This window comes from Micromonospora sp. NBC_01412, from assembly GCF_045040215.1.
GTDB classification, from domain to species: domain Bacteria; phylum Actinomycetota; class Actinomycetes; order Mycobacteriales; family Micromonosporaceae; genus Micromonospora; species Micromonospora rubida.
Genome location: NZ_CP109528.1, coordinates 4,675,741 through 4,702,673, shown reverse-complemented (window position 1 = coordinate 4,702,673; position 26,933 = coordinate 4,675,741). Strand labels below are relative to the sequence as shown.

Below are 26,933 nucleotides of genomic sequence, written 5' to 3'. Positions count from 1 at the left end.
GCTACGCCCGGTCACGCCGTCGCCTCCTGCGGCGCGTCGGTGTCGTTGTCCTCGGCTGCGGCGAGCTGCCCGCAGGCGCCGTCGATCTCGCGCCCCCGGGTGTCCCGCACCGTCGTGGACACTCCGGCGGCGCGCAGGCGCCGAACGAACTCCCGCTCGACCGGCTTGGGACTCGCGTCCCACCGGCTGCCCGGGGTCGGGTTGAGCGGGATGAGGTTGACGTGGGTCAGCTTGCCGGCCAGCAACCGGCCGAGGAGGTCGGCCCGCCACGGCTGGTCGTTCACGTCCTTGATCATCGCGTACTCGATGGACACCCGGCGCCCCGTCTGGGCGGCGTAGTCCCACGCTGCGTCCAGCACCTCGGCCACCTTCCAGCGCTGGTTGACCGGCACGAGCTCGTCGCGCAGCTCATCATCGGGCGCGTGCAGGGACAACGCAAGGGTCACCGACAGGTCTTCGCTGGCCAGGCGGCGCATGGCCGGGACCAGGCCGACCGTGGAGACGGTGATGTGCCGCTGGGACAACCCGAGCCCGTCCGGGGCGGGGGCGACCAGCCGGCGGATCGCCGCGATCACCCGCGAGTAGTTGGCCAGCGGCTCGCCCATCCCCATGAACACGACGTGGGACAGCCGCGGCGGAGATCCGGCGACCGCGCCGGAGGCGGCCACGCCGGCCAGGTAGACCGCCTGGTCGACGATCTCGGCGGTGGAGAGGTTACGGGTCAGACCGGCCTGGCCGGTCGCGCAGAACGGGCAGGCCATCCCGCAGCCGGCCTGGCTGGAGATGCAGACGGTGACCCGGTCCGGGTAGCCCATCAGCACGCTCTCCACCAGCGAGCCGTCGTGCAGCCGCCAGAGCGCCTTGCGGGTGGCCCCGTCGTCGCAGGCCAGCTCGCGGACCGGGGTGAGCAGGGTCGGCAACAGCGCACCGGCCAGCCGGTCCCGGGTGGCGGCGGGCAGGTCGGTCATCCCCGCAGGGTCGCGGACCAGCCGGCCGAAGTAGTGGGTGGAGATCTGCTTCGCGCGGAACGCCGGCTCGCCCAGCTCGGTGACCAGCGCCTGCCGACCGGCCAGGTCGAGGTCAGCGAGGTGGCGGGGCGGCATGGCCGCGCGGCGTGCGGCGGGGGCGTCCGGGGCGACGGGAATCAGCGGAAGGCTCGTCATGGCGCTCCCAGTCTCCCACGCCGAACGGACGACACACCTGGCCGGAGGTGCCGAATCGCCCCTGACCTGGCGGTCGGCGCGGGCTGCCCGGCGTGATCCATGCCTCAGCCCACCACCGGCACGAACACGGCCAGCAGCAGGTACGCGGTGGGAACCGCGAACAGAATCGAGTCGAGGCGGTCCATCAGGCCGCCGTGGCCGGGCAGCAGGTTGCTCATGTCCTTCACGCCGAGGTCCCGCTTGATCATGGACTCCGCCAGGTCGCCGAGGACCGCCGCACAGGAGACGGCCACCCCGAACAGCGCGCCCCACCAGGGGGCCACGTCGAACAGCAGCCAGATCAGCAGGGCGCTGCCGAGGGCAGCGGCGGTGACCGACCCGGCGAAGCCCTCCCAGGACTTCTTCGGGCTGATCGAGGGGGCCATCGGGTGCTTGCCGAAGTTCGCCCCCGCGGCGTACCCGCCGGTGTCGGAGAGCACCACCGCGACCAGGGTGACCAGCACCCGCAGGTGCCCGTCGCCGGGCGCCGCGGCGAGCATCGCCGCGAACCCGCCGAGGAACGGCACGTAGACCGCGATCAGGGTGGCCGCCGTCAGGTCACGCTGGTAGTTGCCCGGGCCGTCGCCCAGCCGCCAGATCATCGTGCCCAGCACGGTCACCAGCAGGCCGAGGCTGAGCGCGTCGGGGCCGGCGAACCAGGCCAGCCCGACCGTGAGCACGCCGCCGGTGAGCAGCGGCACCAGCGGCGGGTGTGCCCCGCCACGACGAACCGCCCGGGCCATCTCCCAGGTGCCGATCGCGATGGCGGCGGCGAGCACGAACAGGAAGGCGGGCAGGTAGAAGAAGAGTGGCACCAGCACGGCCGTGCCGAGACCGAGGCCCACCCCGATCGCGGCGGGCAGGTTGCGACCCGCGCGGCTGGGCGGCGCCTGCCGGGTGGGCGGACGGTGCGCGCTGGCCCGTCGGCGCCCGGGCTGCCGGCGGCCCCGGGGCCGCTCCGGCTCCGCGTCGCCCCCGGCCACCGTCGCGGAGGGCTCCTCCGGAAGGTACGGCGGTGGGGCCGGCTCGGGTCCGGCGACGGGCTCGTCGACCAGGCCGGCGGGGTACCCAGGGCCGGTCGGCCGGTCCCGGTCGGTGCGATCCAGGTCCCCGACATCGGGGAGGCCGGGCCAGACCGGCTCGTCGTCGCCGGGCAACGGGCGGATGCCGTACGGGTCGGTGGGGTCCGCGTCGAGCGGCCCCAGCCGGCGCGGCTCGATTCGGCCCCCCGGCTCGAACGCGCCGGTCGCGGCAGTCGCGATCGGATCGGTCTCGGAGGCGCCGAACGTGCCGGGGGCCGAGGGCGCGTACGCGTCGGTGGCGGCGCTGTGGGCCCACTGCCCTGGTTCGGGGTCACGGTCGGGCCAGGGAAGCGCGGCAGGGGCGTCCGGCCGGTCCCAGCTTCGGGGATCGGCGCTGCGGTAGGGGTCGAGGTGGGACATCACGCACCGAACGGACGCGGTACGGGGTTCACCACATGACGTACGACCAAGACCATCCCCTACGACGACTGTTCCGTTTGGTTGGCCGGCCCGACGGCCGGCCGGTTCCGGCCGTTAACCGCGTGGTGGCCGGAATCGTGCCGAGCCTACTGCACCGCCCGCCCCGACCGGGCGGACGATGGGCCACCCGCACCGGCGGCGACGGTGCACGGGACTCCCCGCCCGGCGAAGCCCGGAGCTGGCCCGGTGGCCGCCCCACCGGGGGCGCGGCGGCGGCCCGCGACGACGAAGGCACCGGCGTCCCGCCGCCCGACGGCGGCGGCACACCGGTGCCACGGCAGGTCACGCGACCGGCCAGGGCCGGTCGCGGATCAGACCTCCAGGAGCTCGGTCTCCTTGTGCTTGACCAGCTCGTCGACGCTTGCGACGTACTTCTGGGTCAGGTCGTCGAGGTCCTTCTCGGCGCGGCGGCCGTCGTCCTCGCCGACCTCGCCGTCCTTGACGAGCCGGTCCAGCTCTTCCTTGCCCTTGCGGCGAATGTTGCGGATGGCCACCTTGGCCTCCTCGCCCTTGTGCCGGGCGACCTTGATCATCTCGCGGCGCCGCTCCTCGGTCATCTGCGGGAGCAGGATGCGCAGCTGGTTGCCCTCGTTGTTCGGGTTCAAGCCGAGGTCGGAGTCGCGGATCGCCCTCTCCATGGCGTTGATCTGCGAGTTGTCGTACGGCTTGATGATCGCCATGCGCGGCTCGGGGACCCCGATGGACGCCATCTGGGGCAGCGGCGTCGGGGTGCCGTAGTAGTCGATGATGACCTTGGAGAACATGGCGGCGTTGGCGCGACCGGTGCGGATGGCGCCGAACTCCTCCTTGGCGTGCTCGATCGCACGCTCCATCTTCTCCTCAGCCTCGAGGAGGGTGTCGTCGATCACCGGTCTCCTCGCCTCCTTCTTGTGTTCGTGGTGGGCTGTGCTGTCGTGTCGGAGGACCGTCGCTCGCCGGCCGCCGGCCCCTCAGGCGGTGATCAGGGTGCCGATCTTGTCGCCACCCACCGCACGGATGATCGTGTCCTCGCCCTGCGCGCCGAAGACCAGCATCGGCAGGCCGTTCTCCATGCACAGGCTGAACGCGGCGGCGTCGGCCACCCGCAGGTTGCGGCGCAGCACCTCGGAGAAGGTGATCGAGTCGAACTTGCTGGCGGTCGGGTCGATCCGGGGGTCGGCGGAGTAGACGCCGTCCACACCGTTCTTGCTCATCAGCACCACATCGGCGCGGATCTCCAGCGCGCGCTGGGCGGCCACGGTGTCAGTGGAGAAGTACGGCATGCCCGCGCCGGCGCCGAAGATGACCACACGGCCCTTCTCCAGGTGCCGGATGGCGCGCAGCGGGATGTACGGCTCGGCGACCTGGGCCATCGTGATCGCGCTCTGCACCCGGGTCTCGATGCCCTCCTTCTCCAGGAAGTCCTGGAGGGCGAGGCAGTTCATCACGGTGCCCAGCATGCCCATGTAGTCGGCGCGGGCCCGGTCCATCCCGCGCTTCTGCAGCTCCGCGCCGCGGAAGAAGTTGCCGCCGCCGACCACCACCGAGACCTGCACGCCGCGGCGGACCACGGTGGCGATCTGCCGGGCGATGGCCTGCACGACGTCCGGGTCGACGCCGATCGCCCCGCCGCCGAAGACCTCGCCGGAGAGCTTCAGCACCACCCGACGGGCCCGGCCGGGCGGTGGGGCGGTCGGATCGTCCGCCCCCAGGCTCTGGTCACCAACAACCTGCGTCATCCGCCCCGTCCCTCCCCATGCGCACCCCACGTGCGCCGGTTACCGCGTACCTGCCGTCGCTGACCCTATGCGACAAGGAGGCCGCGGTGCCTGTCACGTACACCAGCGACCTCCCCGTCGACGTTCCCTGCCCGCGGGCGCGTCACGCCCGACCGGCGGCTCAGGCCTGGCCGACCTCGAACCGCAGGAAGCGGGTCACCTCGATGCCGGCCTCGGCCAGCAGCTGCTTCACGGCCTTCTTGTTGTCGGCGACCGACGCCTGCTCGACCAGGACGTAGTCCTTGAAGAAGGCGTTGACCCGACCCTCGATGATCTTCGGAAGCGCCGCCGCGGGCTTGTTCTCCTCGCGGGCGGTCTGCTCGGCGATGCGCCGCTCGGCCTCGACGACGTCGGCCGGGACCTCGTCGCGGGTGAGGTACTTCGGCCGCATCGCGGCGATCTGCATGGCCACGCCACGGGCGTCGGCGTCACCGGCCTCGTCGGTCTTGCCGGCGTACTCCACCAGCACGCCGACGGCCGGCGGCAGGTCCTGGCTCTTGCGGTGCAGGTAGACCGCGACGGTGCCGTCCAGCTTGGCGAAGCGGTTCAGCACCAGCTTCTCGCCGATCTTGGCGGACTGCTCCTGGATCAGGTCGGCGACCGGCTTGCCGTCGATCGTGCTGGCGAGCAGCTCCTCGGCGGTGCTCGCGCCGCTGCCCTCGCCGTGCTCGACGAGCTGCTGGGCCAGCGTGATGAAGGCGTCGTTCTTGGCGACGAAGTCGGTCTCGCAGTTGAGCTCCAGCAGCGCCTTGCCCGAGTGCGCGACCAGGCCGTTGGCGGCCGTCCGGCCGGCCCGCTTGCCGACGTCCTTCGCGCCCTTGACGCGCAGGATCTCGATGGCCTTGTCGAAGTCGCCCTCGGCCTCGGTCAGCGCCTTCTTGGAGTCCATCATGCCGGCGCCGGTGAGGTCGCGGAGCTTCTTGACGTCCGCAGCGGTGAAGTTGGACATGACTCTCTCTTCGGTCTTGAGACAGCGGGTGGGATGTTCTGGGGCCCGGTTACCCGGATCCGGGCCGGCTGTGCCCGGTGTACCCGCCGTTCCCCGCCGTCCGGTTTCCCGGGCGGCGGGGAACGGCGGTGCGGTCACTCCGCGGCGGCGGCGGCCGGCTGCTCGGCGGGCTGCTCGACCGGCTGCGCCGGCTGCTCGACCGGCTGGGCGGGCTGCTCGACCGGCTGGGCGGGCTGCTCGACCGGCTGGGCGGGCTGCTCGACCGGCTGGGCGGGCTGCTCGGCCTGCTGCACCGGCTGCTCGTCGGCCTTCTTCGGCTCCTCGAGCAGGTCGCGCTCCCACTCGGTCAGCGGCTCGTCGGCGCCGACCTGGCCCGGCTCCGGCTTCTCGTCGCCGCCCCGGCGACGGCCGGAACGGGCGATCAGGCCGTCGGCGACGGCGGCAGCCACGACCCGGGTCAGCAGCTCGGCCGAGCGGATCGCGTCGTCGTTGCCCGGGATCGGGAAGTCGACCTCGTCCGGGTCGCAGTTGGTGTCGAGTACCGCGATCACCGGGATGCCCAGCTTGCGGGCCTCGTCGACGGCGATGTGCTCCTTCTTGGTGTCGACGATCCAGACCGCGGCCGGGAGCTTCTGCATGTCCCGCAGCCCACCGAGGGTCTTGGTGAGCTTGATCTTCTCGCGGGAGAGCTGCAGGGTCTCCTTCTTGGTGTAACCGGCGGCGGTGCCGCTCAGGTCACCCAGCGCCTCCAGCTCCTTCATCCGCTGCAGCCGCTTGTACACCGTCTGGAAGTTGGTCAGCATGCCACCGAGCCAGCGGTGGTTGACGAACGGCTGGCCGACCCGGGTCGCCTGCTCGGCGATGGCCTCCTGCGCCTGCTTCTTGGTGCCGACGAAGAGGATGCTGCCGCCCTCGGCGACGGTGTTGCGAACGAACTCGAACGCCTTCTCGATGTATTCGAGGGTCTGGCGCAGGTCGATGATGTAGATGCCGTTGCGCTCGGTCATGATGAAGCGCTTCATCTTCGGGTTCCAGCGCCGGGTCTGGTGCCCGAAGTGGACACCGCTCTCCAGCAGCTGGCGCATGGTCACGACGGCCATGGTGGGGTACTCCTCAAGATCCCTGGTTGTCACGCCCGGCCGGTGGCCGGGCGTCCTGGCGCCTGGTCGCCGGCCATGGCGGGCCCGACCGAGATCGGGACCAGGGAGGCCGTCGCCCCACGACGGACGTGGGGAGGGCGCGCGAGGTCGACCGCGTGCGGCGGTCGCCAGTCGACCAGTGTACGCGCCTGCGCGGCCCGCCGGTCAGCGGGCGGCGAGGGCCGCGGCGACGAAGAGCACCAAGCCGACCGTGAGGTACGCCGTCGGCGGGCGCAGCCAGCCCCGGCTGCCGTCGGCGAGCGCGAGGCCGCCCGTGCGCAGCCCGTAGAGCCCGACGCCGAAGATCGGCATCCCGGCGACCAGGAAGATGCCCACCACGACGTCGGCGGCGGAAAGCGGGTCGCCGAGGACACCGTGCCGCAGCACCCGCAGGGCCGGAACCTCGAAGACCGCCACCAGCAGCGCGATCAGCACCGCCAGCGCCGGGCGGCGGGTCCGGTAGACGCCGTCGGACGGCGGCGGGCCGGGGCGGCGCAGCCCGTCCGGGGCGTACGCCGGGTCCAGGCTCGGCAGGGGCAGATCCGGTCGGGCGGCCACGGAGGGCATCGGTCCGGTCGGCATCTCCAGCGAGTGCGGCGACCCGGCCACCGGTCCCGCCTCGGCCCCGCGTCCGGGCTCGGCCCCACGTCCGGGCTCGGCCCCACGTCCCGCCTCGACCGAGCGCCCCGCCTCAGCCGCCGGGCCGAGGCCCGCGCCCCGGGCCGCCCCGCCCGGGTGGTCCGGCTCCCCGGGGCGGTTCGGGTCGACGATCGGGTAGCCACCGAGCGGCAGGGGACGGCTGGGCTCCGACCTGCGCCCGGCCGGGTCGGCGCCGAGCGGGTCCGGCTCGGGCGGGGTGTCCCGGGGGACCGCGTCGTACGGGGCACCGGAGACCGGTGTGGGACGCTGGCCGACGGTCAGCGGGAACTCGACGGCGCGCTCGCCGGCAGGCGGCGGGAACGCGACGGAGTGCTGGCTGGCCGGCGGGGCGGGGTCCGCGACCCGCGACCCGGCGGACAGCCCCGCCTCGGCCGCCCGGGCCGCCCGGCGCGCCTCCCGCTCTGCGGCGAGATCGTCCACCGACACCCCGAACGAGCCGGCGTCTGCCCTCCTCGACCGTGACGGTCGGTAACCGTCCGTGTCGGTGTTGGTGAGCCCGAAGGCATCGTCCGCCCCGTGCCGCCCAGCCTCGGCGTACCGGCCGACGGGCGGGTCTGTCAGCTCGTCATAGCGTCGCTCACCGGTGTCCCCGCGCTGGTCCGCGACGCGGAACTCGTCCGCTGGATAGCGGTCGTCGCCCGGCGGGCGCCAGTCCGGCTCGCCGTACCCGCGCTCGCCGGGGTACCAGCTCGACTCCTGATCATCGGGAAAGCTCCGTCGTGCGTTCACGACGGGCACCGTATGTGACAGTCGTACCCCCGCGCCATCCGGATGCCGGCTTCCCCCGAACGGCACCCGCCGCCCCGGGTCGGCGGGTCGGACGTTCCGGGAGGCCGGGCCTGCGCGACGCCGTCCGGCGCGGCGTGCGCGACGGCCAGTGACGTCACCGCGGCGGTGGCTGTCACGTGGGCACGTGCCGAACCTCGCGCGGGACCCGCGTCCTCGCCCCGTCACGGACACCGACGACAGGGTCGCCCATAGCACGCAAGGGGCATGATCGTCCGGTTGTCCACAGCGGCCCCGTCGTCCACAGGCTCCCCCCGGGCGGGCTGCCGGGCCCGGCATGGTGCGACGCATGACGAAGCGGAACCAGGCGGTCGGCGCGTACGGGGAACGGTGCGCCGTCCGACACCTGATCGGGGCGGGGCTACGCCCGGTCGCCCGGAACTGGCGCTGCCCGGCCGGCGAGATCGACATCATCGCCTGGGACGGCGCGGTGCTCGCCTTCTGCGAGGTGAAGACGAGACGCACCGCCGACTTCGGCACGCCGGCCGAGGCCGTCGTACCGGCGAAGGCTCGACGGCTGCGAGGGCTGGCCGCCCGCTGGCTCGCGGAGACCCGCACCACCGCTGACGAGGTGCGGTTCGACGTGCTGTCGGTCGAGCTGCCCGACGCGGGCGCGGCCCGGGTCGAGCACCTCAAGGGGGCGTTCTGAGATGGGCGGCCAGGCGTGAGCTACGCGAAGGTGCTCTGCGTCGGCCTGGTCGGGGTGGCCGGGCACGTGGTGGAGGTGGAGGCTGACCTCGCGCCGGGGCTGCCGGCCGTGGTCATCTCCGGGCTGCCCGACACCGCCCTGCACGAGGCGCGCGACCGGGTCCGCGCCGCGGTCGTCAACTCCGGCCAACGGTGGCCGAACCGGCGGATCACGCTCAACCTGCTTCCGGCCACGATGCCGAAGTTCGGCTCGGCCTTCGACCTGGCGATCGCCGTGGCGCTGCTCGGCGGCTCCGGGGAGCTGCCGCTGCTGGCGCTGGACCGGGTGGTGGTCCTCGGCGAACTGGGCCTCGACGGCACCGTCCGGCCGGTGCGTGGGGTGCTGCCCATGGTGGCCGCCGCGGCGCGGGCCGGCCTGGAACGGGTGATCGTCCCGGCCGACAACGCCGCCGAGGCGGCAGTCGTCCCGGGCATCCGGGTCCGCGCCGTGGACACGCTGCACCGGTTGGTCGAGTTCGTCCGGGACGGCACGCCGCTGATCGAGCCGCCCGCCCCGGCGCCGTCCGACGGCCCCGACGGGCCGGACCTGGCCGACGTGGCCGGGCAGGCGCTGGGCCGACGTGCCCTGGAGGTGGCCGCCGCCGGCGGGCACCACCTGGCGCTGTTCGGGCCGCCCGGGGCCGGCAAGACCATGCTCGCCGAGCGACTGCCGTCCATCCTGCCCGAGCTGGACGACGAGGCAGCGCTGGAGGTCACCGCGCTGCACTCGATCGCCGGGCTGCTGCCGGCGGGCGGCCGGCTGCTGCGCCGGCCGCCGTTCCAGGCGCCGCACCACACCGCTACGGTGGCCTCGCTGGTCGGCGGCGGGTCGGGGCTGGCCCGCCCCGGCGCGGTGTCGCTGGCCCACCGCGGGGTGCTCTTCCTCGACGAGGCGCCCGAGTTCGGCAGGGGTTCGCTGGAAGCGCTGCGCCAGCCGCTGGAGCACGGGCGGGTGCTGCTCGCCCGCAGCCGGGGTGGCACCGAGTACCCGGCCCGGACGCAACTGGTGCTCGCCGCCAACCCTTGCCCCTGCGCGAAGCCGGCCGGGGACATCTACTGCGAGTGTTCCCCGCTGGCCCGCCGGCGCTATCTCGGCCGGCTCTCCGGCCCGCTGCTGGACCGGATCGACGTGCAGGTCACCCTGCCGCCGCTGCGGGCGGCGGAGCTGATGGAGGCGACGATGGCCGAGGAGCCGTCGGCCGCCGTCGCGACCCGGGTGGCCGCCGCCCGCCGGGCCGGCGCCGAGCGTTGGGCGGGTACCGGCTGCCGGGTCAACGCGGAGGTCCCCGGTCCCCGGCTGCGCCGTCCACCCTGGCGGCTGCCCGAACGGGACACCCGCGAGCTGCGCGGCCGGCTCGACTCCGGCTCGCTGTCGGCGCGCGGCTTCGACCGGATCATCCGGATGGCATGGACCGTCGCCGACCTCGACGGGCGGGACCGGCCGCACTCCGACGACGTCCGGGAGGCCATTCAGCTCAGGACAGGGGACGCGGCGTGAACACCGAGGAGGACCTGCTGGCCCGGGTGGCGTTGACCTGGCTCGCCGAGCCCGGCACCCGGTCGGTGCACCGGCTGGTCGGCGAGCTGGGCCCGGCGGCCACGCTGGACCTGCTGCTCGACGGCGGGGCGCCCGAGGAGTGGCTGCGCGCCGCCGTGGCGGCCCGGTCCCGGGAGGGGGACGCCCGGGCCGTGGCGGCCGACGCCCTGGCCCGTACGCAACGGCTGGGTGCCCGGATCGTCACCCCCGACGACGAGGAGGAATGGCCGCCCCGAGTCGAGGACCTGCGCCGGATGGTCCTGCCGGGCGGCCACCGGCGGGTGGACCGCGAGACCGCTCCCCCGCTCTGCCTCTGGACGCGCGGCGGTTGGCCGCTCCGGGAGGCGCTGGACCGGTCGGTCGCGGTGGTCGGCGCCCGGGCCGCCACCGGCTACGGCATGCACGTGGCCACCGAGCTCGGCTACGGGCTGGCCGACCGGGACTGGACGGTGGTCTCCGGAGGCGCCTTCGGCATCGACGCCGCGGCGCACCGGGGCGCGCTCAACGCCGGCGGGCTGACGGTGGCGGTGCTCGCCTGCGGGATAGACCAGCCCTACCCGATGGGCAACGCGGCCCTGTTCGACCGGATCGCCGAGACCGGGCTGCTGGTCAGCGAGTGGATGCCGGGCGCCGAGCCGTTCCGTCCCCGGTTTCTCATCCGCAACCGGGTGATCGCGGCGGCGACGCTGGGCACGGTGCTGGTGGAGGCGGCGGCGCGCAGCGGCGCGACCCAGACGTTCAATCGGGCCCTCGCGGTCGGCCGGCGCCCGATGGTGGTGCCCGGTCCGGTCACCTCCGCCATGTCGGTGGGCGCCCACGAACTGCTGCGCGAGCAGCCGTCGGCGAGGCTGGTCACCGGCGTGCCGCACGTGCTGGAGGAGGTGGGCCGCATCGGCGCCGACCTGGCACCACCGGCCCGCGCACCGCAACGCCCCCGGGACCTGCTCGACGACGAGGCGACGCTGGTGCTGGAGTCGATGCCCCGGCGCGGCGCGGTCGACGTGGACCGACTGGCCGCCCGCGCCGGTGTGGACCTCCGGACCGCCCTGCGCAAGCTCTCCCTGCTGGAGGAGTTGGGCATGGTGCGCCGCCGCGACGACGGGTACGCGCTGGTCACCCACCCGGCTGGCGCTCCCGGCACCTCTCCGGCCCGCGTCTCCGGTTCCATCGCGGACCCGCCGCCGTGACGGACCGGCCGGGCCGGTCCGCGCGTCGGCTCCTGGCGCGACCGGTCGGCGTCGTCGCGGACGTGGGGCCAGCCGCACCGCTCAGTCGCCCTCGAAGCGGAGCTGCACGTCGTGGTCGCGCAGGCAGCGCCGCGCGCCGGGTCGCCCCGTCGGCCCGCCGTGCTGTCTGGGTGGCGGGGCGCTCGTAAGCTGAGCTGGTGCGAGGCGACGGAGGGGCACGGCCCGGTTGGTCGCCTGCGGCGGGCAGGCCGGAAGGTGCCCGGTGAACCGCGCCGAGCGCGGCACGAGGGAGACGCACGCGGCCCTTCCGGTGGCACTGCGGGAGGCGGTGGACGACTTCGCCGACCACCTGTCCCGGGTGCGCAACCGCTCGGCGCACACCGTCCGGGCGTACGTCGGCGACCTGGTCTCCCTGCTCGACCACGCCGCCCGGATGGGCTGCGTCGGGGTGGCCGACCTCGACCTCGGCGTGCTGCGCAGCTGGCTGGCGAAGCAGCGGACGACCGGGGCCGCGCGGACCACGATGGCCCGGCGGGCCGCCTCGGCGCGCACGTTCAGCGCGTGGGCCCACCGCGCCGGCCTGCTGCCCACCGACGTGGCCGCCCCGCTGGCGAGCCCTCGGGCCCACCGGGACCTGCCGACCGTGCTCCGCGCCGACCAGGTGACCGCCCTGATCGAGGCCCCGGCCGCCCGCCCGACGACCCCGGCCCCTGCCGCGAGGGCGGAAGGGGTTGGCGGCGAACGGTCCATGGCGGGGCCGGACCCTTCCAACGCCTCACCGCCGGCTCCCGCCGACGGGGAGGCGGCGCGGGCCGTGGTGCTGCGGGACCGGGTTCTGCTCGAGCTGCTCTACGCGACCGGGGCGCGGATCAGTGAGGTGTGCGGCCTGGACACCGCCGATGTGGACGACGCCCGCCGGGTGGTCCGGGTGCTCGGCAAGGGCTCCCGGGAGCGGTCCGTGCCGTACGGGGTGCCGGCGCAACGGGCTCTCGACGAGTGGCTGCGGGCCGGGCGGCCCGTCCTCGCCGGCCCGGAGTCCGGCGGAGCCCTACTGCTCGGGGCGCGGGGCGGCCGACTCCACCCGACCATCGCCCGACGGGTCGTCGCCGGGTACGCGGAGGCGGCGGGGCTGCCCCGGACCAGCCCGCACGGCCTGCGCCACTCGGCCGCCACCCACCTGCTGGAGGGCGGCGCGGACCTGCGGGCGGTGCAGGAGCTGCTGGGCCACTCGTCGCTGGCCAGCACGCAGATCTACACCCACGTCTCGGTCGAGCGCCTGCGGGCCGTGTACCGGCAGGCGCACCCCCGCGCCTGAGCCGGGTGGTTCCGCACCCCACGCGTCTGCGCCGGCCCTGCCCCGCGCCCATGGGCCCCTCGGACCGACCGCCGCATGGGTCGACCGGTGCGCGGCCGGGGAAGCCGGCCGCCGCCGTCGCGTGGTCGTTGGAGGGCACCGTCGATGGATGTCGGGCTACGATCATGGGATGAGCGCGCCGCAGCCGCCCGAGCCCATCCCCGGCGCCCGGCTGCTCTTCTCCCTCGACCCGGCGGTGAGCCACCTCAACCACGGCTCGTTCGGCGCGGTGCCGATCGGCGTGCAGCGCGCCCAGCAGCGGCTGCGCGACGAGATGGAGGCCAACCCGCTGCGCTTCTTCGGGCCGAGCCTGGTGGACCGGATCGCCCACACCCGCCGGCACCTGGCCGCCTTCCTCGGCGCCGACCCCGACGGCACCGCGCTGGTCGGCAACGCCACCACCGGCGTCGCCGTGGTGCTCCAGTCGCTCGGCCTGCGCCCCGGCGACGAGGTGCTCACCACCGACCACGGCTACGGCGCGGTCCGCTTCTCCGTCGACCGCGAGTGTCGGCGCACCGGGGCGACCCACCGCATCCTGCACGTGCCGTTGACCGCGACGGACGAGCAGGTCGTCCAGCTCGTCCGGGCGGGGCTGCGGCCCGGTCGGACGAAGCTGCTCGTCGTCGACCAGCTCACCTCGGCCACCGCCCGCCTCTTCCCGGCCGCGGCGATCGCCGGGGCCGCCCACGAGCACGAGGTGCCGGTGCTCGTCGACGCCGCCCACGCGCCGGGCATGCTGCCGACCCCGGTCGGGGGCATCGGCGCGGACTTCTGGGTGGGCAACCTGCACAAGTGGGGGTACGCCCCGCGCGGCACCGCCGCGCTGGTGGTGGCCCCGTCGTGGCGGGACCGGATGGAACCCCTGGTGGTCTCCTGGGAGCAGGGGGCCGGCTTCCCGGGCAACGTCGAGTGGCAGGCGACCCTGGACTACACCTCGTGGCTGGCCGCGCCGGCCGGCGTCTGGACCCTGCGCACCCTCGGCGTCGACCGGGTGCGGGCGCACAACGCCGCGCTGGCCGCGTACGGGCAGCGGGTGGTGGGGGACGCCCTGGGGGTGGCGCCGGCCGACCTGCCGGATCCGGGCGGGCCGACGGTGGCGATGCGGATCCTCCCGCTGCCGGCCGGGCTGGCCGCCACGACCGACGACGCCCTCGCCCTGCGGGGCCGGATCGCCGAGGAGCTGTCCGCCGAGGTGGCGGTGATGTCCTGGAACGACCGTGGCTGGCTACGGCTGTGCGGTCAGGTCTACAACGCGCCCCACGAGTACGAGCGGCTCGCCGCGCGACTGCCGGCGCTGCTCGCCCGGCGCTGACCGACGACCACACCGGCGACCGTGCGCCGAGCACGTCGCGCGCCGCCCCACCCAGGTCAATGGCGGCTGTGTGCAGGCGGCACCATGGCGGCGGGGCCGGTCAGGTGGGCAGGAGCCGGACGGGGCCGAGCCCGAGCAGGGCCAGCGGGTCCAGGTACTCCTCTCCCCGGCGCAGCCCCCAGTGCAGGCAGGCCGCCTCGGGGCAGCCCGTGTGCCCGGGCCGCAACCGGCCCAGCGGCACCCCAACGGCCACCCGGTCCCCGGCGCGGACGCCCGGCCGCACCGGCTCGTACGTGGTCCGCAGCCCCGCGTCATGCCCGACCGTGACCACGGGACGACCCGCGACCGGGCCGGCGAACAGCACCACCCCTGGCCCAGCGGCCCGGACCACGGCGCCCGGCGCGGCGACCAGGTCGACGCCCCGGTGGCCGGGCAGCCACGGCTGCGGGGGCGGCACGAAGCGGCGGGTCGGTCGCGGGACGCCGTCGAGCGGCCACCGGAACCTCGCGTCCGGCGCGGGAGGCTGCGCCCGGGCCGCTGCGTCGGGCGCTGCCGCCGACCCGGCACCGGACGGCCCGGGCGGGACAGCGCCAGGCGGGACAGGGCCAGGGCGCACGGCGGACACGATCACCACACCGGCAGCATCGGATTGCGGCGGAGCCACGGGACCGGCCCCGACGGCGATGGCCATCGCGCAGAGCGCCGCTGCGGACAGCACCGCCGTGGCCGGTCGCGCCGGCCGTCGGGCGGCCCCGCCCCGGGCCCGCCGCCCGCCGGCACCGGCCCCGCCCCATCCTGGGCCACCGGCCCCGATCCTCGTCCACATGCCCGGCAGCGTGCCGGAATCCCGGGACGCGCGCCACCGTAGGTCGCTCGCCTGTGGACGGCCGGACGGGCTGTGGACAGCCCCCGTCCGGACCGATGATCTGCTATGGCCCGGCCGGTCGGGCCCGGCCCCACGCAGCCCGGGGCGTCGCGGCCGGCGCCCCGGCCCGCCGCCGGGCCAGCACCGCCGGCCAGACCAGAGAGCGCATGACGACCATTGTGGACGACGTCGACCCGGCGGACGAACCAGAGCCCAGCGCCCTGGTCCGGCCGGCTGGACTCCCGAACCGCATGCCCTGCGCCCGGGTGCTGTGGCCAGGGCGGTGCACGGTGGACGGTCGGGCGTGGCCCGGGACGCGCCGATGAACTCGGTGGAGGTGACCACCGACGGTGGGGCGCCCTGGGCGCGGCGGCGCCGGCCGCGCCGACCGGCGGAGAGTGAGCGTGGCGACCGGCGGAGTGGGCGTCAGACCAGCCGAGTGAGCGTCAGGCCAGTCGAGTGGGCGACAGGCCAGTCGAGTGGGCGTCAGACCAGCCGAGTGAGCGTCAGGCCAGTCGAGTGGGCGTCAGACCAGCCAGATCAGGCCGGAACGGGGACCGGGAACAGGGACCCGTAACAGGGGCCGGGATCGGCGGAGTCGACCGGGACCGCCGCGAGCGCGGTGCCGTCGGGCTCGGGCCGACGCGGTGTCGACGGAGTGCGGCGGGGCCGGACGGTGGGGACGCGCGGCAGGCGCCCGCCCGGTCGACGTGGGTGGGCTGCCGGAGGGGCCGTCAGCCGCCGAAGCCGGAGTCGGCCGGCAGGGAGATGTCGGGCTTCTCCAGCTCCTCGACGTTGACGTCCTTGAACGTCATCACCCGGACGTTCTTGACGAACCGGGCGGGACGGTACATGTCCCACACCCAGGCGTCGTGCATCTCGACCTCGAAGTAGACCTCGCCATCGGAGTTACGCACGTGCAGGTCCACCTGGTTGGCCAGGTAGAAGCGGCGCTCCGTCTCCACGACGTAGGAGAACTGGCGGACGATGTCGCGGTACTCCCGGTAGAGCTGGAGCTCCATCTCGGTCTCGTACTTCTCGAGATCTTCCGCGCTCATCGCACTCCGCCTTCCATGACCACATCTTCCCCCACCGGCGCGGGAGGTCGGGGCTGCTCGCCCAACGCCACGCCGACGGTACCTCCTGACGCGCCGAAGCGCTCCATCGGCTCGTCCGGGCGCGCACCCACCGGTCGACGGGACCTGGGTGGCCGCCCGTCCAGGCCGGACACGGCGGCCACATTCACGTACGAGAAGCGGTGTTCCCGGCACGGTCCGTGCTCCCGAAGGGCGGCGGTGTGCTCCGCCGTGATGTAGCCCTTGTGCTCGGCGAAGCCGTAGTCGGGGAACGTCCCGTCCAGCTCGACCATGATCCGGTCCCGGGTGACCTTGGCCAGCACGCTCGCCGCCGCCACGCAGGCGGCCACCCGGTCGCCCTTCCAGACCGCCAGCCCCGGCACGTCCAGCCCGTCAACGCCGAAGCCGTCGGTCAGCACGTAGTCCGGGCGGGTGTCCAGCGACGCCAGCGCCCGGCGCATCGCGGCGAGGTTGCACACGTGCAGGCCTCGGGCGTCCACCTCGTCGGCCGGGATCACCACCACCGCGTACGCCAGGGCGCGGGTGACCACCTGCCCGTAGATGCGCTCCCGGCTGGCCGGGGTGAGCAGCTTGGAGTCGGCCAGCCCGTCGATCTCGCCGCGCCGCCCCTCGGGCAGCACCGCCGCCGCCGCGACCAGCGGGCCGGCGCAGGCGCCCCGGCCGGCCTCGTCGGCGCCCGCCACGTGCCGGAAGCCGCGGCGTTGCAGGGCGCGCTCCAACGCGTACAGCCCGGCCTCCCGGCGCACCACGGTGCGCGGCGGGGTCAGCACGGCGTACCGTCGGCCGTGGGGACGACCCCGGCGGCCCCGGCGGGCGGGGTCGGCGCGTCGGGCCGTGCGGCCAGCACCCGGCGCAGCAGGGCCGGCAGGTCGGGCGGGTAGTACCGCTCGGTGGTGGCGGCCAGTTCGTCGGCCGGCCACCAGCGGTGCCCGGAGACGCTGGCCCGCTCGACGGCGTCGAAGCCGGCGGTGTCCACCTCCCAGGACGGCACCCGGAACAGGAAGAACTCCTGCTCCTGCCGGTATTGCACGCCGTCGAAGGGGAACCGGACCGTCTCCCGCCACACCGGCTCGCCGAGCTCGGCCGGGGCGAGCCGCAGGCCGGTCTCCTCGGCCAACTCCCGGGCGGCACCGGCCGCCGGGGACTCACCCGGCTCCAGGCCGCCGCCGGGGGTGAGCCAGTACCGGTGCTCGGGTCGCGCCGGGTCGCAACCAGCGAAGAGCAGCACCCGGTCGGCGGCGTCGACAAGCAGCACGCGCGCCGCGCGTCGAGGGGTGTAGACCGTCACCTTCCCAGCCTGCCAGACCCGGCCCGCATCGCCCACGCCCACCCGGGGGTCGACGGGCGGATCAGGGGTTGGGGATGGCGTCGAACGACTTCGGGACGGTGAGCCAGGTGGCCCGGCTGACCGGCCAGAAGACGGTGAAGGCGCGGCCGACCACCTGGTCCTCGGGGATGGTGGCGCTCTGGATGTTCTGGCCGGACTGCTGCCAGTGCTCCAGCGAGTCGCCGGAGGCCGAACGGTGATCGCCCATCACCCACAGCCGCCCCTTCGGGACGGTGATGTCGAACTCCTGGTCGGCCGGCTTGTCCTGCTGTCCGTTCGCCGAGTAGATGTACGGCTCGTCTAGCGACTTGCCGTTGATCACCAATCGCTCCTGCGGGTCGCAGCAGACCACATGGTCGCCACCGACGCCGATCACCCGCTTGATGAAGTCCTCGCCGTCGGGGTTGCCGCTCCACTCGGTGGGCGCCTTGAAGACGATCACCTCGCCCCGGTGCGGTGCCCGGAAGTCGTACACCAGCTTGTTGACCAGCACCCGATCGTTGATCTGGAGGGTGTTCTCCATGGACGGCGACGGGATGTAGAAGGTCTGCAGCACGAAGGCCCGCACCAGCACCGCGACCAGGATCGCCACGCCCAGGAGGATGGGTAGCTCCTTCCAGAAGGAGCCGCTCTTCTTGTCGGTCTGCTCGTCAATCACGGGTGGAGCCTACGTCGCCGCGACCACGCGGACCGCCCGGAACGCGCGAGGACGGACACCGTGGCCGAGACCGGGAGGAGCAGCAGCACACCGCCCGATCCGGTGGGGCGTACCGGGGCCGGGGAGTCGCCGGCAGCGGTGACGGGCCTGGTGACCCCGGCGAAGGTCTCCGGCACCGACAGCGACGCCCACCGGGAGGACGGCCAGACCACGACGAACGCCCGCCCGATGACGTTGTCGATCGGCACCGGGCCCTGGCAGCGGGCGTCCTGGGAGACCAGCCGGTGGTCGCCCATCACGAAGATCTGGCCGGGCGGGACCACCACCTCGGCGAAGCGCCGCGACCGGCACTCACGGGGGTTCGGCGGCAGGTCCAGCGGGGAGTTCCGGATCACGTACGGCTCGTCGAGCGGGATGTCGTTGACGGTGACCCGGCCCTGGGCGTCGCAGCACTTCACCCGGTCGCCGGGGAGGCCGATGACCCGCTTGATGAAGTCCTTCTCGCCGGGACGGCCGACCCCGACCAGACCGCCGATCGTGCGGGCGAACTTCCCGGCGATCCCGGGCTCGGGCTCCGGGACCTGCTGGGCGACCCACCCGTCGGTGCCCCGGAAGACCACCACCTCGCCGCGCAGCGGGTCCCGCACGTCGTAGACGACCTTGTTGACGAGCACCCGGTCGCCGATGAGCAGGGTGTCCTCCATCGACCCGGAGGGGATGAAGAACGCCTGGAGCAGGAAGGTGCGGATCAGCACCGCCAGGCAGAAGGCGACGATCAGCAGCAGGGGCAGCTCCTGCCAGAGCGGCATCTGCCGGCGGATGCGCCGGGGGCGCCGGCGCCAGGGGTCGACGGCGCCGTCCTCGTCAAGCGTCCGCACCTGGCCACTCCCCGGTCCGCAGAAATGCCACTACCGCCCGGGAGCCTCGTCGAGGCCCCACGGGCGGTAGTGGGACGATCTGTGGCCGCGGCTGCCGCCGCGACGCGCCGATGCCCGCCGCGCCCGTGCGAACAGCGTAACCGGGGCTGACCCGTACGACATCCGCGCAGCTCAGGCGGCGTGGCTAGCGAGCAGTCAGCTCGACTGCTTCTCGCGGCGCTCCTTGATCTTGGCCTTCTTGCCCCGCAGCTCGCGCAGGTAGTAGAGCTTGGCGCGACGGACGGCACCGCGGGTCACGATCTCGATCCGGTCGATCCCCGGGCTGTTCACCGGGTAGGTCCGCTCGACACCCACGCCGAAGCTGACCTTGCGGACCGAGAAGGTCTCGCGCAGGCCGTCACCCTGGCGGCGGATGACGACGCCCTGGAAGATCTGGACACGGGACCGGTTGCCCTCGACGACCCGCGCGTGCACCTTGACGGTGTCACCGGCGCGGAACTGGGGAATGTCGACCCGCTTCGACTGGGCGTCAAGGGCGTCCAGGATATTCATCGCTGTGTCCTCGTGAGGCTCACGGCGCACCGTCAATCGGTGCGCGGATGGGTGATTCTGATCCCCGGGTGGCGACCGACGGGCGGCCCCGGTCGGGAATCCTCGCAGCTGTCCACGGCGCGGACGGTTGCGGCAACCCCCCTACTTTGCCACATGTCCCGGCGGCGCCTGAAATCCGGCCCGGTCCAGGGCCGCTCTGTCCCGCTTGTCCAGGCTCGCCGGGTCGAGCGCGGCGAACATGTCGGGCCGGCGGGTCGCGGTGCGCGCCAGCGCCTCGTCGCGCCGCCAGCGGGCGATCCGACCGTGGTCGCCGGAGCGGAGCACCTCCGGCACCTCGTGCCCCCGCCAGGCCGCCGGCTTGGTGTACATCGGCGCCTCCAGCAGCCCGTGGGCGTGCGACTCCTCGTCCAGCGACCCGGCGTTGCCGAGCACCCCGGGCAGCAGCCGGGTGACCGCCTCCAGGATCACCAGCACCGCCACCTCGCCGCCGAAGAGCACGTAGTCGCCGAGCGACACCTCGGTCACCCGCATCCGGGTGGCGGCGTGGTCGAGCACGCGCTGGTCGATGCCCTCGTACCGGCCGCAGGCGAACAGCAGGTGCGACTCGCCGGCCAACTCGTGCGCCATGGCCTGGGTGAACGGCTCCCCGGCCGGGGAGGGAACCAGCAGCCGGGGCAGGGCCAGCCCGTCGGGGGCCAGCCCGTCGGGGGCCAGCCCGTCGGGGGCCAGCCCGTCAGGGGCCAGCCCGTCAGGGGCCAGCCCGTCAGGGGCCAGCCCGTCAGGGGCCAGCCCGTCAGGGGCCAGCCCGTCGGGGGCCAGCCCGTCAGGGCTCAGCCCGCCGGGGGTCAGCTCCGCCGGGGCGAGGGCGTCGAGCGCGTCCCCCCACGGCTCGGGCCGCATCACCATGCCGGGTCCGCCGCCGTAGGGGGTGTCGTCGACGGTGCGGTGCACGTCGTGGGTCCAGCTCCGCAGGTCGTGTACGGCCAGCCGCAGCACGCCGTTGGCCCGGGCCCTGCCGACCAGGGAGAGGTCCAGCGGCGTGAAGTACTCGGGGAAGATCGACACGACGTCGACGCGCATGCGCGGGTGCTCCAGCGGTCTAGAGATCGAACAGACCGGCGGGCGGGTCGGCGACGACACGTCCGCCGGCGACATCCACCTCAAGGACGATCGCCTTGACGAACGGGATGAGCGCGGTCCGCCCCTCGGGGCGGCGCAGCACCAACAGGTCGGACGCGGGTGCGTGGTCGATCCGGGCCACCTCGCCGAGGTGCTCGCCGCCCGGGGTGACCACGGCGAGGCCGACGAGCTGGTGGTCGTGGAACTCCTCCGGATCCTCCGGCGGTGCGACGCCGGCGCTGTCCACCCCGAGCAGGGTGCCGCGCAGCGCCTCGGCGACGTCGCGTTCGAGGATGCCCTCGAACACGACCAGCATCCGCCCCTGGTGCCAGCGGGCGGACTCCACGGTCAGCTCGGCCGGGACCCGGAACGGCACGCCGGGGCCGGGGGCGGGGTTGGCCGGGGGCGCCGCGCCCGGCTCGGTACTGAGTACCGAGCCGGGCGCGAAGCGTGCCTCGGGCTCATCGGTGCGCACCTCCACGGTGACCTCACCGCGGAGGCCGTGCGGCTTACCGATCCTGCCGACGATGAGCCGCATCAGTACGAGTCGACGATGTCGACGCGCACGCCACGCCCACCGATGGAGCCGATCACCTGGCGCAGCGCCTTGGCGGTCCGGCCGGACCGCCCGATCACCGTGCCAAGGTCCTCCGGGTGCACGCGGATTTCCAGCCGCTTGCCCCGACGGGAGTCGGCCATCCGGACCCGGACGTCGTCCGGGTGATCGACGATGCCCTTGACCAGGTGCTCGAGCGCCGGACGCAGTTCCATGTCAGGCCTGCTCGCCAGCGTTCGCGGCGGGCTGCTCATCAGCCTTCGGTGCCTCAGCCTTCGGTGCCTCGACCTTCGGCGCCTCAGCCTTGGCGGCCTTCTTGGCCGGCTTCGCCGGGGCCTCGGTCAGGCCGGCGGCGGCCTTCGCCTCGGCCTCGTACGCCACCTTGCGGTCGACGCGCTCGGCGGCGACCAGCAGCGGCGGCGGGGCCGGCAGGCCCTTGAACTTCTGCCAGTCCCCGGTCAGCTCAAGCAGACGCTGCACGGCCTCGCTCGGCTGCGCGCCGACGGACAGCCAGTACTGGACCCGCTCCGACTTGACCTCGATCACCGAAGGGTGCTCCTTCGGCTGGTACACGCCGACGAACTCGATCGCGCGACCGTCACGCTTGGTGCGCGAGTCGGCGATGACGATGCGGTACTGCGGGTTGCGGATCTTGCCCATCCGCAGGAGCCGGATCTTTACGGCCACAGTTGTTTCGCTCCTGTTGCGATCTCACCGACCCAACACGGGCGGTGCACGGGTGAGCGCCGACCGGCACAGTGGGGTTTGAGCCGGAGACTGCTCGGTGGACTGGCGACGCGCCCGGGTTAGAGGGCGCCGAACGCGTGCCGGATACCAGCGACCTATTCTGCCAGACCGGGCCGGGATCCTTCACACCGGCGGGCCAGGTCACTCGCCCGGCCGCCGGATGACGCCCCTCCGCGCCCTTTGTCCGGCTTTTCGGGCAGTCGCGGCGGCGCTCAGCGGGCCGGCGGACGATCCCAGCCGTCCGGCAGCTTCTCCGGCACCTCCCACCCGGGCGGCGGGGTGAAGTCGCACCAGGTCCCGTCGAACGGGAACTCGCCGGCCTCGGCGCGGGCGATCACCCGCAGCCCTTCGGCGCGCACCGCCGCCTCGTCGGCCACCCAGTAGTCGTCGGGGAAGGCCAGCCGCTCGGCGAACTCCTCCTCGTCCTTCCACTCCCAGCTGTGGTCCGGCCGGATCACCACGTCGAGGTCCTGGTCGACCATGTCCACCCCGGCCACGTCGCCGTCGTCCCAGCGGACGCCCGGCTCCTCCAGGTTGACGTACCAGTTGGCGAAGCGCCCGTCGGCGTCGGAGAACCACCAGACCGAGTGGGCCGCGTCCACGGGCAGGAACTTGAGCACCGACGGCCCGTTCCACCGCCCGGACGCCAGCCGGTACGACGAGGTGACCCACTCGGTGAACGGCATCGCCCGCATCCCGAGGCCGGCCTCGGTGACCTCGTGGGCCACGGGCGAGTCACGGGCGACGAAGATGAGCAGCCCGCGCTCGTCGTCGCTGACCACCCGGCCCGCCCGGACCCAACCGATCCGGCCGTGTCGCACGTTGCGATGCATGATCAACCGGCCTGGCGCAAACGTCATGGGCACCGACCCTACCGGGGCCCGGCCGGGCGGCGGTGCGCCGGTGTTCCGACACCCGGGCTTCGGTGGCCGGGAACGCGTCGAGGGGCGGCCGGGGGTGCCGGCCGCCCCTCGCAGGCGGTGGGTCAGTAGGCGCGGGCCAGGATGGCGACCAGGTCGGGCTCGTCCTCGGAGTCCGGCACCGAACCGTCGGCGCGCAGCAGGCAGCGCACGGTGACGCCCTGGCCGTTCGCCTCGGCCTCGCCGGCCACGCCGACCGCCGACCACGGCACCCGGGCCCAGCCGGTGGCCGCGGCCTCGATCGCCTCGGCGAGCGTGGCAACCTCGACGGTGCGGGACTGGCGGTGCGCGAGAGCCTGGTCGTGCAGCACCCGCTGGTCGGCCTCCAGCGCGGCCAGCACCGCGCCGACCACGTCGGCCACCGGGGTGGGCGACTTCGAGCCGTCCGTACGACGGACCACGACCGCGTTGCCGGCGGCCAGGTCGCGGGGGCCGACCTCGACGCGTACCGGATAGCCGCGCAGCTCGGCGTCGACGGCCCGGCGGCCGAACGGGGTGTCGGTGCGGTCGTCGAGCGCGACCCGGACCCCGGCGTCGCGCAGCGCGTCGAGCAGCTTGGCCGCCGCCTCGCCGACGCCCTCGCCGGCCTTGACCACCATCACGTACGCCTGGACCGGCGCCAGCCTCGGCGGCACCCGCAGCCCGTTGTCGTCGCCGTGGGCCATGATCAGCCCGCCCAGCATCCGCGTCGAGGTGCCCCAGGAGGTCGTCCAGGCATGCTCCCGGCCGCCCTCGGCGGAGGAGTAGCTGATGTCGAACGCCTTGGCGAAGTTTTGCCCCAGCTCGTGGCTGGTGCCGAGCTGGAGGGCCTTCCCGTCGCCCATCATGCCCTCGCACGTGAACGTGGCGGTGGCCCCGGCGAAGCGCTCACGGGTGGTCTTCAGGCCCACCACCACGGGGATGGCGAGCACGTTGACCATCAGGTCCTCGTACGCCTCGTGCAGGATCTTCCGGGCGTACGCCTGGGCGTCGGAACGGGTCGCGTGGGCGGTGTGCCCCTCCTGCCAGAGGAACTCGCTGGTGCGCAGGAAGATCCGGGGGCGCAGCTCCCAGCGGACCACGTTCGCCCACTGGTTGAGCAGCAACGGCAGGTCCCGGTACGAGTCGATCCACTTGGCCATGAACTCGCCGATCACCGTCTCGCTGGTGGGGCGCACCACCACCGGCTCGGCGAGCTGCTTGCCGCCGCCGTGGGTGACCACCGCCAGCTCCGGCGAGAAGCCCTCGACGTGCTCGGCCTCGCGCTTGAGGTAGCTCTCGGGGATGAACAGCGGGAAGTACGCGTTCTCCGCGCCGGCCGCCTTGATCCGAGCGTCCATCTCGGCCTGCATCCGCTCCCAGATGGCGTAGCCGGCCGGTCGAATGACCATGGTCCCCCGGACCGGGCCGTTGTCTGCCAGCTTCGCCTTGGCGATCAGGTCCTGGTACCAGCGGGGAAAGTCCTCCGCTCGGGGAGTGAGCACGCGTGCCATGACCGCATATCCTATGCGTCCCCCACCGAGCGGCCGTCATCGGGCGCGACGTACCGCTCCCAGGCCACCCGCCGAGCGGCCGTCATCGGGCGCGACGTGCCACTCCCAGGCCACCCGCCGAGCGGCCGTCATCGGGTCGCCCGTGGCGGCGGGCCGGGCCGCCCCGGCCGTAGACTTCGACCATTATGGGTGAGTTCAGGGACGCCGCCCGGCAGCGACTGAGGGACAGCATCGTCGACGCCGCCCGGGCGCAGACCGTGGCCGGCGGCTGGGACGGCGTTCGGATGGGCGAGGTGGCCAGCGGGGCCGGGGTGAGCCGGCAGACCGTCTACAACGAGTTCGGCAGCAAGGCGGGGCTGGCCGAGGCCCTCGCCCGGCGCGAGGTGGACCGGTTCGTCACCGACGTGCGGGCCAACCTGGACGCGCACGGCGACGACGTCCGGGCCGGGGCGTACGCGGCGATCTCACACACCCTCGCCACCGCGGCGGACAACCCGCTGCTCAAGGCGATCCTGACCAGCGCCCGGGGCGGTTCGGACGAGTTGCTGCCGTACCTGACCACCCGCGCCGAGCTGGTGCTCACCGAGGCGGCCGGAGCGCTGGTGGACTGGGCCACCGTCCGCCTCCCGACGGCCGACCCGGCCGCCCTGGCGTTCGCCGCCGACACCATCGTCCGCCTGGTGGTCAGCCACATCGTGCTCCCCCGCTCCCCAGTCGACCGAACCGCCCAGTCCCTAACCGACCTAACCCTCACCCTCTTCCCCACCCCACCCCACCCCACCTCTCCCCTCCCCCGCCGTCCCCCACCCCCGCCACACGAGTTGATCAAGAGATTTGCGTCGGCCAACCCCGAAAAGCCGACACAAACCTCTTGATCACCGGGGCGGGGACGGGGACGGCGACGGGGGTGGGGGTGGGGGTGGGGCAGGGGGGCGGGGGTGGGTGGGGTCAGTGGAGGGGGTGGCCGCGGAGGATGATGCGGGTGGGGGTTCGGACCACGGAGAGGTTCCGGCGAGGGTCCTCCGGGTAGACGGTGAGGTCCGCCAGGCCGCCCTCGACCAGGCCCGGGAAGCCCAGCCACTCCCGCGCCTTCCAGGAGGCGGCTGCCAGGACGTCCACCGCCGACATGCCGGCCTGCTCGTGCAGGAGCAGCATCTCCTCGGCGGCCAGTCCGTGGTCGATGCCGCCGCCCGCGTCGGTGCCGACGTAGATGGGCACCCCCGCCTCGTACGCGGACCGGACCACCTCGGGGAACCGGTCGCGCAGGGCGAGCATGTGGTCGGCGTACCCGGGGAACTTCGAGCGGGCCTGCTCGGCGATCCCGCCGAACGTCGCGATGTTGATCATCGTGGGGACGAGGGCGGTGCCCTGCCGGGCCATCAGGTCGATCAGGTCGAGGCTGAGCCCGGTGCCGTGCTCGACCGAGTCCACCCCGGCCCGCACCATGATCTCGACAGCGGACTCGGAGAAGGTGTGCACCGCCGCCCGCGCCCCGACGGCGTGCGCGGCGGCCACGGCGGCGGTCATCGTGTCGGCGTCCCAGGCGGGGGCGAGGTCGCCGACCCCCCGGTCGATCCAGTCGCCGACCAGCTTGACCCAGCCGTTGCCGGCGGCGGCCTGGGCGGCGACGGCGGTGGCCACCTCCGCCGCGTCGACCTCCACGCCGATGTCGCGCAGGTAGCGCTTTGGCGGGGCGACGTGCCGGCCCGCGCGGGCCAGTCGCGGCAGCTCCGGGTCGTCGTCGAGTTCCGGGTACGGGTACGGCGAGCCGGCGTCCCGGATGGCGAGGACCCCGGCGTCCCGGTCGGCGCGGGCCAGCGCGCGGGCCTGGTCGAGGGAGGTGATCGGGGCGCCGCCCCGGGCGATGCCGAGGTGACAGTGGGCGTCGGTCAGCCCGGGCAGGATGAAGCCGCCGTCGACGACCGTCTCCGCCCCGGGCACCGGGTCGAAGGTGACCCGGTCGCCGACCAGCCAGAGATCCCGGGCCTCGTCGTCGGGGAGCAGCACACCACGCACATGCAGAGCCATGCGCACAGTCCTACCCGATCACTCCCCGTCGCTGGCGAGCAGGCCGTTCCGGCGGGTGGTGAGCGCCGGCAGGTCGACGGAGACCTTCCAGGGGCGCTCGGTGACGAACAGGTCCTCGGTGTGGGCGACCTGCTCGTACTCGCGGCCGGCGCCGAGCACGTACTCGGTCAGCGTGACGCGCTCCTGGAGCGGGTCCAGCACCCAGTAGGACCGCACCCCGGCGTGCGCGTAGACCTTCGCCTTGTCGTACATGTCGCGGAAGGTGGAGGTCGGCGAGACGACCTCCACCGCGAGCAGCGCCTCCTCGACCGGCAGCGGGCTGCGGTCGGCGTTGCCCCGGCGGACCGCGACGACGTCCGGCCGGGGCTCGTTACGGCGGTCGACCCGCATCGACAGGTCGATCCCGACCTGGTATTCCGTCGGGCAGTTCATCCGAAGCGCGAGCAACAACTCGACGCACATGTCCTGGTGCAGCAGAGTGGGCGACGGCACGATCAACCTTCCGTCGATCAGTTCGTACGGAAGGTCCTTCGGCAGGTCGCCGAGGTCGTCGACCGTCCACTCATGCCGCTCGGGCAGGATCGGCGCTGCGGTCATGACATCTCCTTCCAGGGGGCGACATCACCTTAAGCACTGACAGCG

General features: G+C 74.0%; 27 protein-coding genes and 1 pseudogene. 6 read left to right on the top strand and 22 right to left on the bottom strand.

Annotated features, from left to right (window positions below):
- Positions 1–11: 11 nt before the first annotated feature.
- From rlmN to OG617_RS21505, 7 genes are all read right to left on the bottom strand, one after another.
- The gene (gene rlmN / locus OG617_RS21535; protein ID WP_405094829.1) at positions 12–1,163 is read right to left on the bottom strand and encodes a 23S rRNA (adenine(2503)-C(2))-methyltransferase RlmN; all 1,152 of its coding nucleotides are present in this window, start codon (positions 1,161–1,163) and stop codon (positions 12–14) included.
- A gap of 104 nt (positions 1,164–1,267) precedes the next feature.
- On the bottom strand, positions 1,268–2,644 hold the full coding sequence (locus OG617_RS21530; protein ID WP_405094828.1) for a phosphatidate cytidylyltransferase: 1,377 nt from the start codon (positions 2,642–2,644) through the stop codon (positions 1,268–1,270).
- A 371-nt stretch (positions 2,645–3,015) separates the two neighbouring features.
- Positions 3,016–3,573 (bottom strand): ribosome recycling factor, encoded by a 558-nt coding sequence (frr, locus tag OG617_RS21525; RefSeq protein ID WP_396675753.1) that lies wholly within the window; start codon positions 3,571–3,573, stop codon positions 3,016–3,018.
- Positions 3,574–3,654: 81 nt separating this feature from the next.
- A complete protein-coding gene (gene pyrH / locus OG617_RS21520; protein WP_396675755.1) occupies positions 3,655–4,422 on the bottom strand; it encodes a UMP kinase in 768 nt (255 codons plus the stop codon).
- A 160-nt stretch (positions 4,423–4,582) separates the two neighbouring features.
- On the bottom strand, positions 4,583–5,410 hold the full coding sequence (gene tsf / locus OG617_RS21515) for a translation elongation factor Ts (RefSeq protein WP_405094827.1): 828 nt from the start codon (positions 5,408–5,410) through the stop codon (positions 4,583–4,585).
- A 134-nt stretch (positions 5,411–5,544) separates the two neighbouring features.
- The gene (gene rpsB / locus OG617_RS21510) at positions 5,545–6,510 is read right to left on the bottom strand and encodes a 30S ribosomal protein S2 (RefSeq protein ID WP_405094826.1); all 966 of its coding nucleotides are present in this window, start codon (positions 6,508–6,510) and stop codon (positions 5,545–5,547) included.
- Positions 6,511–6,714: 204 nt separating this feature from the next.
- On the bottom strand, positions 6,715–7,938 hold the full coding sequence (locus tag OG617_RS21505; RefSeq protein WP_405094825.1) for a hypothetical protein: 1,224 nt from the start codon (positions 7,936–7,938) through the stop codon (positions 6,715–6,717).
- 346 nt (positions 7,939–8,284) lie between these two features.
- Between OG617_RS21505 and OG617_RS21500 the strand changes: the two genes are divergently transcribed.
- The 5 genes from OG617_RS21500 (at position 8,285) to OG617_RS21480 (ending at position 14,072) form a co-directional block, all read left to right on the top strand.
- A complete protein-coding gene (locus OG617_RS21500) occupies positions 8,285–8,644 on the top strand; it encodes a YraN family protein (RefSeq protein ID WP_396669834.1) in 360 nt (119 codons plus the stop codon).
- Between the two features lie 15 nt (positions 8,645–8,659).
- Positions 8,660–10,180, top strand: a complete 1,521-nt coding sequence (locus tag OG617_RS21495) for a YifB family Mg chelatase-like AAA ATPase (protein WP_405094824.1) — start codon at positions 8,660–8,662, stop codon at positions 10,178–10,180.
- Positions 10,090–11,406 carry a DNA-processing protein DprA gene (locus OG617_RS21490; RefSeq protein WP_405094823.1) on the top strand — a complete coding sequence of 439 codons (1,317 nt, stop codon included), beginning with the start codon at positions 10,090–10,092 and terminating at the stop codon, positions 11,404–11,406. The genes OG617_RS21495 and OG617_RS21490 overlap by 91 nt, the downstream gene beginning before the upstream one ends.
- 262 nt (positions 11,407–11,668) lie before the next feature.
- Complete coding sequence (locus OG617_RS21485; protein ID WP_405094822.1) at positions 11,669–12,721, top strand: tyrosine recombinase XerC; 1,053 nt, start codon at positions 11,669–11,671, stop codon at positions 12,719–12,721.
- Positions 12,722–12,890: 169 nt separating this feature from the next.
- Positions 12,891–14,072 carry an aminotransferase class V-fold PLP-dependent enzyme gene (locus OG617_RS21480; RefSeq protein ID WP_405094821.1) on the top strand — a complete coding sequence of 394 codons (1,182 nt, stop codon included), beginning with the start codon at positions 12,891–12,893 and terminating at the stop codon, positions 14,070–14,072.
- 100 nt (positions 14,073–14,172) lie between these two features.
- Here OG617_RS21480 and OG617_RS21475 read toward each other — a convergent pair whose 3' ends face one another.
- The 13 genes and pseudogenes from OG617_RS21475 to proS form a co-directional block, all read right to left on the bottom strand.
- Complete coding sequence (locus tag OG617_RS21475) at positions 14,173–14,763, bottom strand: murein hydrolase activator EnvC family protein (RefSeq protein WP_405103865.1); 591 nt, start codon at positions 14,761–14,763, stop codon at positions 14,173–14,175.
- A 908-nt stretch (positions 14,764–15,671) separates the two neighbouring features.
- A complete protein-coding gene (locus OG617_RS21470; RefSeq protein ID WP_007075222.1) occupies positions 15,672–15,995 on the bottom strand; it encodes a DUF2469 domain-containing protein in 324 nt (107 codons plus the stop codon).
- Positions 15,992–16,804 carry a ribonuclease HII gene (locus OG617_RS21465; protein ID WP_405094820.1) on the bottom strand — a complete coding sequence of 271 codons (813 nt, stop codon included), beginning with the start codon at positions 16,802–16,804 and terminating at the stop codon, positions 15,992–15,994. Before OG617_RS21465 ends, OG617_RS21470 begins: the two co-directional genes overlap by 4 nt.
- The gene (locus tag OG617_RS21460; protein ID WP_405094819.1) at positions 16,798–17,322 is read right to left on the bottom strand and encodes an NUDIX hydrolase; all 525 of its coding nucleotides are present in this window, start codon (positions 17,320–17,322) and stop codon (positions 16,798–16,800) included. The genes OG617_RS21465 and OG617_RS21460 overlap by 7 nt, the downstream gene beginning before the upstream one ends.
- A gap of 61 nt (positions 17,323–17,383) precedes the next feature.
- Positions 17,384–18,019: a signal peptidase I gene (lepB, locus tag OG617_RS21455; RefSeq protein ID WP_396675773.1), complete on the bottom strand. Its 636-nt coding sequence runs from the start codon at positions 18,017–18,019 to the stop codon at positions 17,384–17,386.
- A 9-nt stretch (positions 18,020–18,028) separates the two neighbouring features.
- Positions 18,029–18,897, bottom strand: a pseudogene (gene lepB, locus OG617_RS21450) (signal peptidase I).
- A gap of 195 nt (positions 18,898–19,092) precedes the next feature.
- A complete protein-coding gene (gene rplS / locus OG617_RS21445; protein WP_161687914.1) occupies positions 19,093–19,449 on the bottom strand; it encodes a 50S ribosomal protein L19 in 357 nt (118 codons plus the stop codon).
- Positions 19,450–19,590: 141 nt separating this feature from the next.
- Complete coding sequence (gene trmD, locus OG617_RS21440; protein ID WP_405094818.1) at positions 19,591–20,529, bottom strand: tRNA (guanosine(37)-N1)-methyltransferase TrmD; 939 nt, start codon at positions 20,527–20,529, stop codon at positions 19,591–19,593.
- Positions 20,530–20,548: 19 nt separating this feature from the next.
- Positions 20,549–21,106 (bottom strand): ribosome maturation factor RimM, encoded by a 558-nt coding sequence (gene rimM / locus OG617_RS21435; RefSeq protein ID WP_405094817.1) that lies wholly within the window; start codon positions 21,104–21,106, stop codon positions 20,549–20,551.
- The gene (locus tag OG617_RS21430) at positions 21,106–21,339 is read right to left on the bottom strand and encodes an RNA-binding protein (RefSeq protein ID WP_161687908.1); all 234 of its coding nucleotides are present in this window, start codon (positions 21,337–21,339) and stop codon (positions 21,106–21,108) included. The genes rimM and OG617_RS21430 overlap by 1 nt, the downstream gene beginning before the upstream one ends.
- Position 21,340: 1 nt before the next feature.
- Complete coding sequence (gene rpsP / locus OG617_RS21425; RefSeq protein ID WP_405094816.1) at positions 21,341–21,811, bottom strand: 30S ribosomal protein S16; 471 nt, start codon at positions 21,809–21,811, stop codon at positions 21,341–21,343.
- 272 nt (positions 21,812–22,083) lie between these two features.
- Entirely contained in the window at positions 22,084–22,731 is a 648-nt protein-coding gene (locus OG617_RS21420; RefSeq protein ID WP_405094815.1) for a DUF402 domain-containing protein, read from the bottom strand.
- Between the two features lie 125 nt (positions 22,732–22,856).
- A complete protein-coding gene (gene proS, locus OG617_RS21415; protein WP_405094814.1) occupies positions 22,857–24,263 on the bottom strand; it encodes a proline--tRNA ligase in 1,407 nt (468 codons plus the stop codon).
- Between the two features lie 185 nt (positions 24,264–24,448).
- On the opposite strand from proS, the gene OG617_RS21410 reads away from it, so the two are divergent.
- Complete coding sequence (locus OG617_RS21410) at positions 24,449–25,138, top strand: TetR family transcriptional regulator (RefSeq protein ID WP_405094813.1); 690 nt, start codon at positions 24,449–24,451, stop codon at positions 25,136–25,138.
- A gap of 73 nt (positions 25,139–25,211) precedes the next feature.
- Here OG617_RS21410 and OG617_RS21405 read toward each other — a convergent pair whose 3' ends face one another.
- Together OG617_RS21405 and OG617_RS21400 are read right to left on the bottom strand one after the other, a co-directional pair.
- The gene (locus tag OG617_RS21405) at positions 25,212–26,291 is read right to left on the bottom strand and encodes an amidohydrolase family protein (RefSeq protein WP_405094812.1); all 1,080 of its coding nucleotides are present in this window, start codon (positions 26,289–26,291) and stop codon (positions 25,212–25,214) included.
- 18 nt (positions 26,292–26,309) lie between these two features.
- Entirely contained in the window at positions 26,310–26,888 is a 579-nt protein-coding gene (locus tag OG617_RS21400; protein ID WP_405094811.1) for a Uma2 family endonuclease, read from the bottom strand.
- Positions 26,889–26,933: the final 45 nt, after the last annotated feature.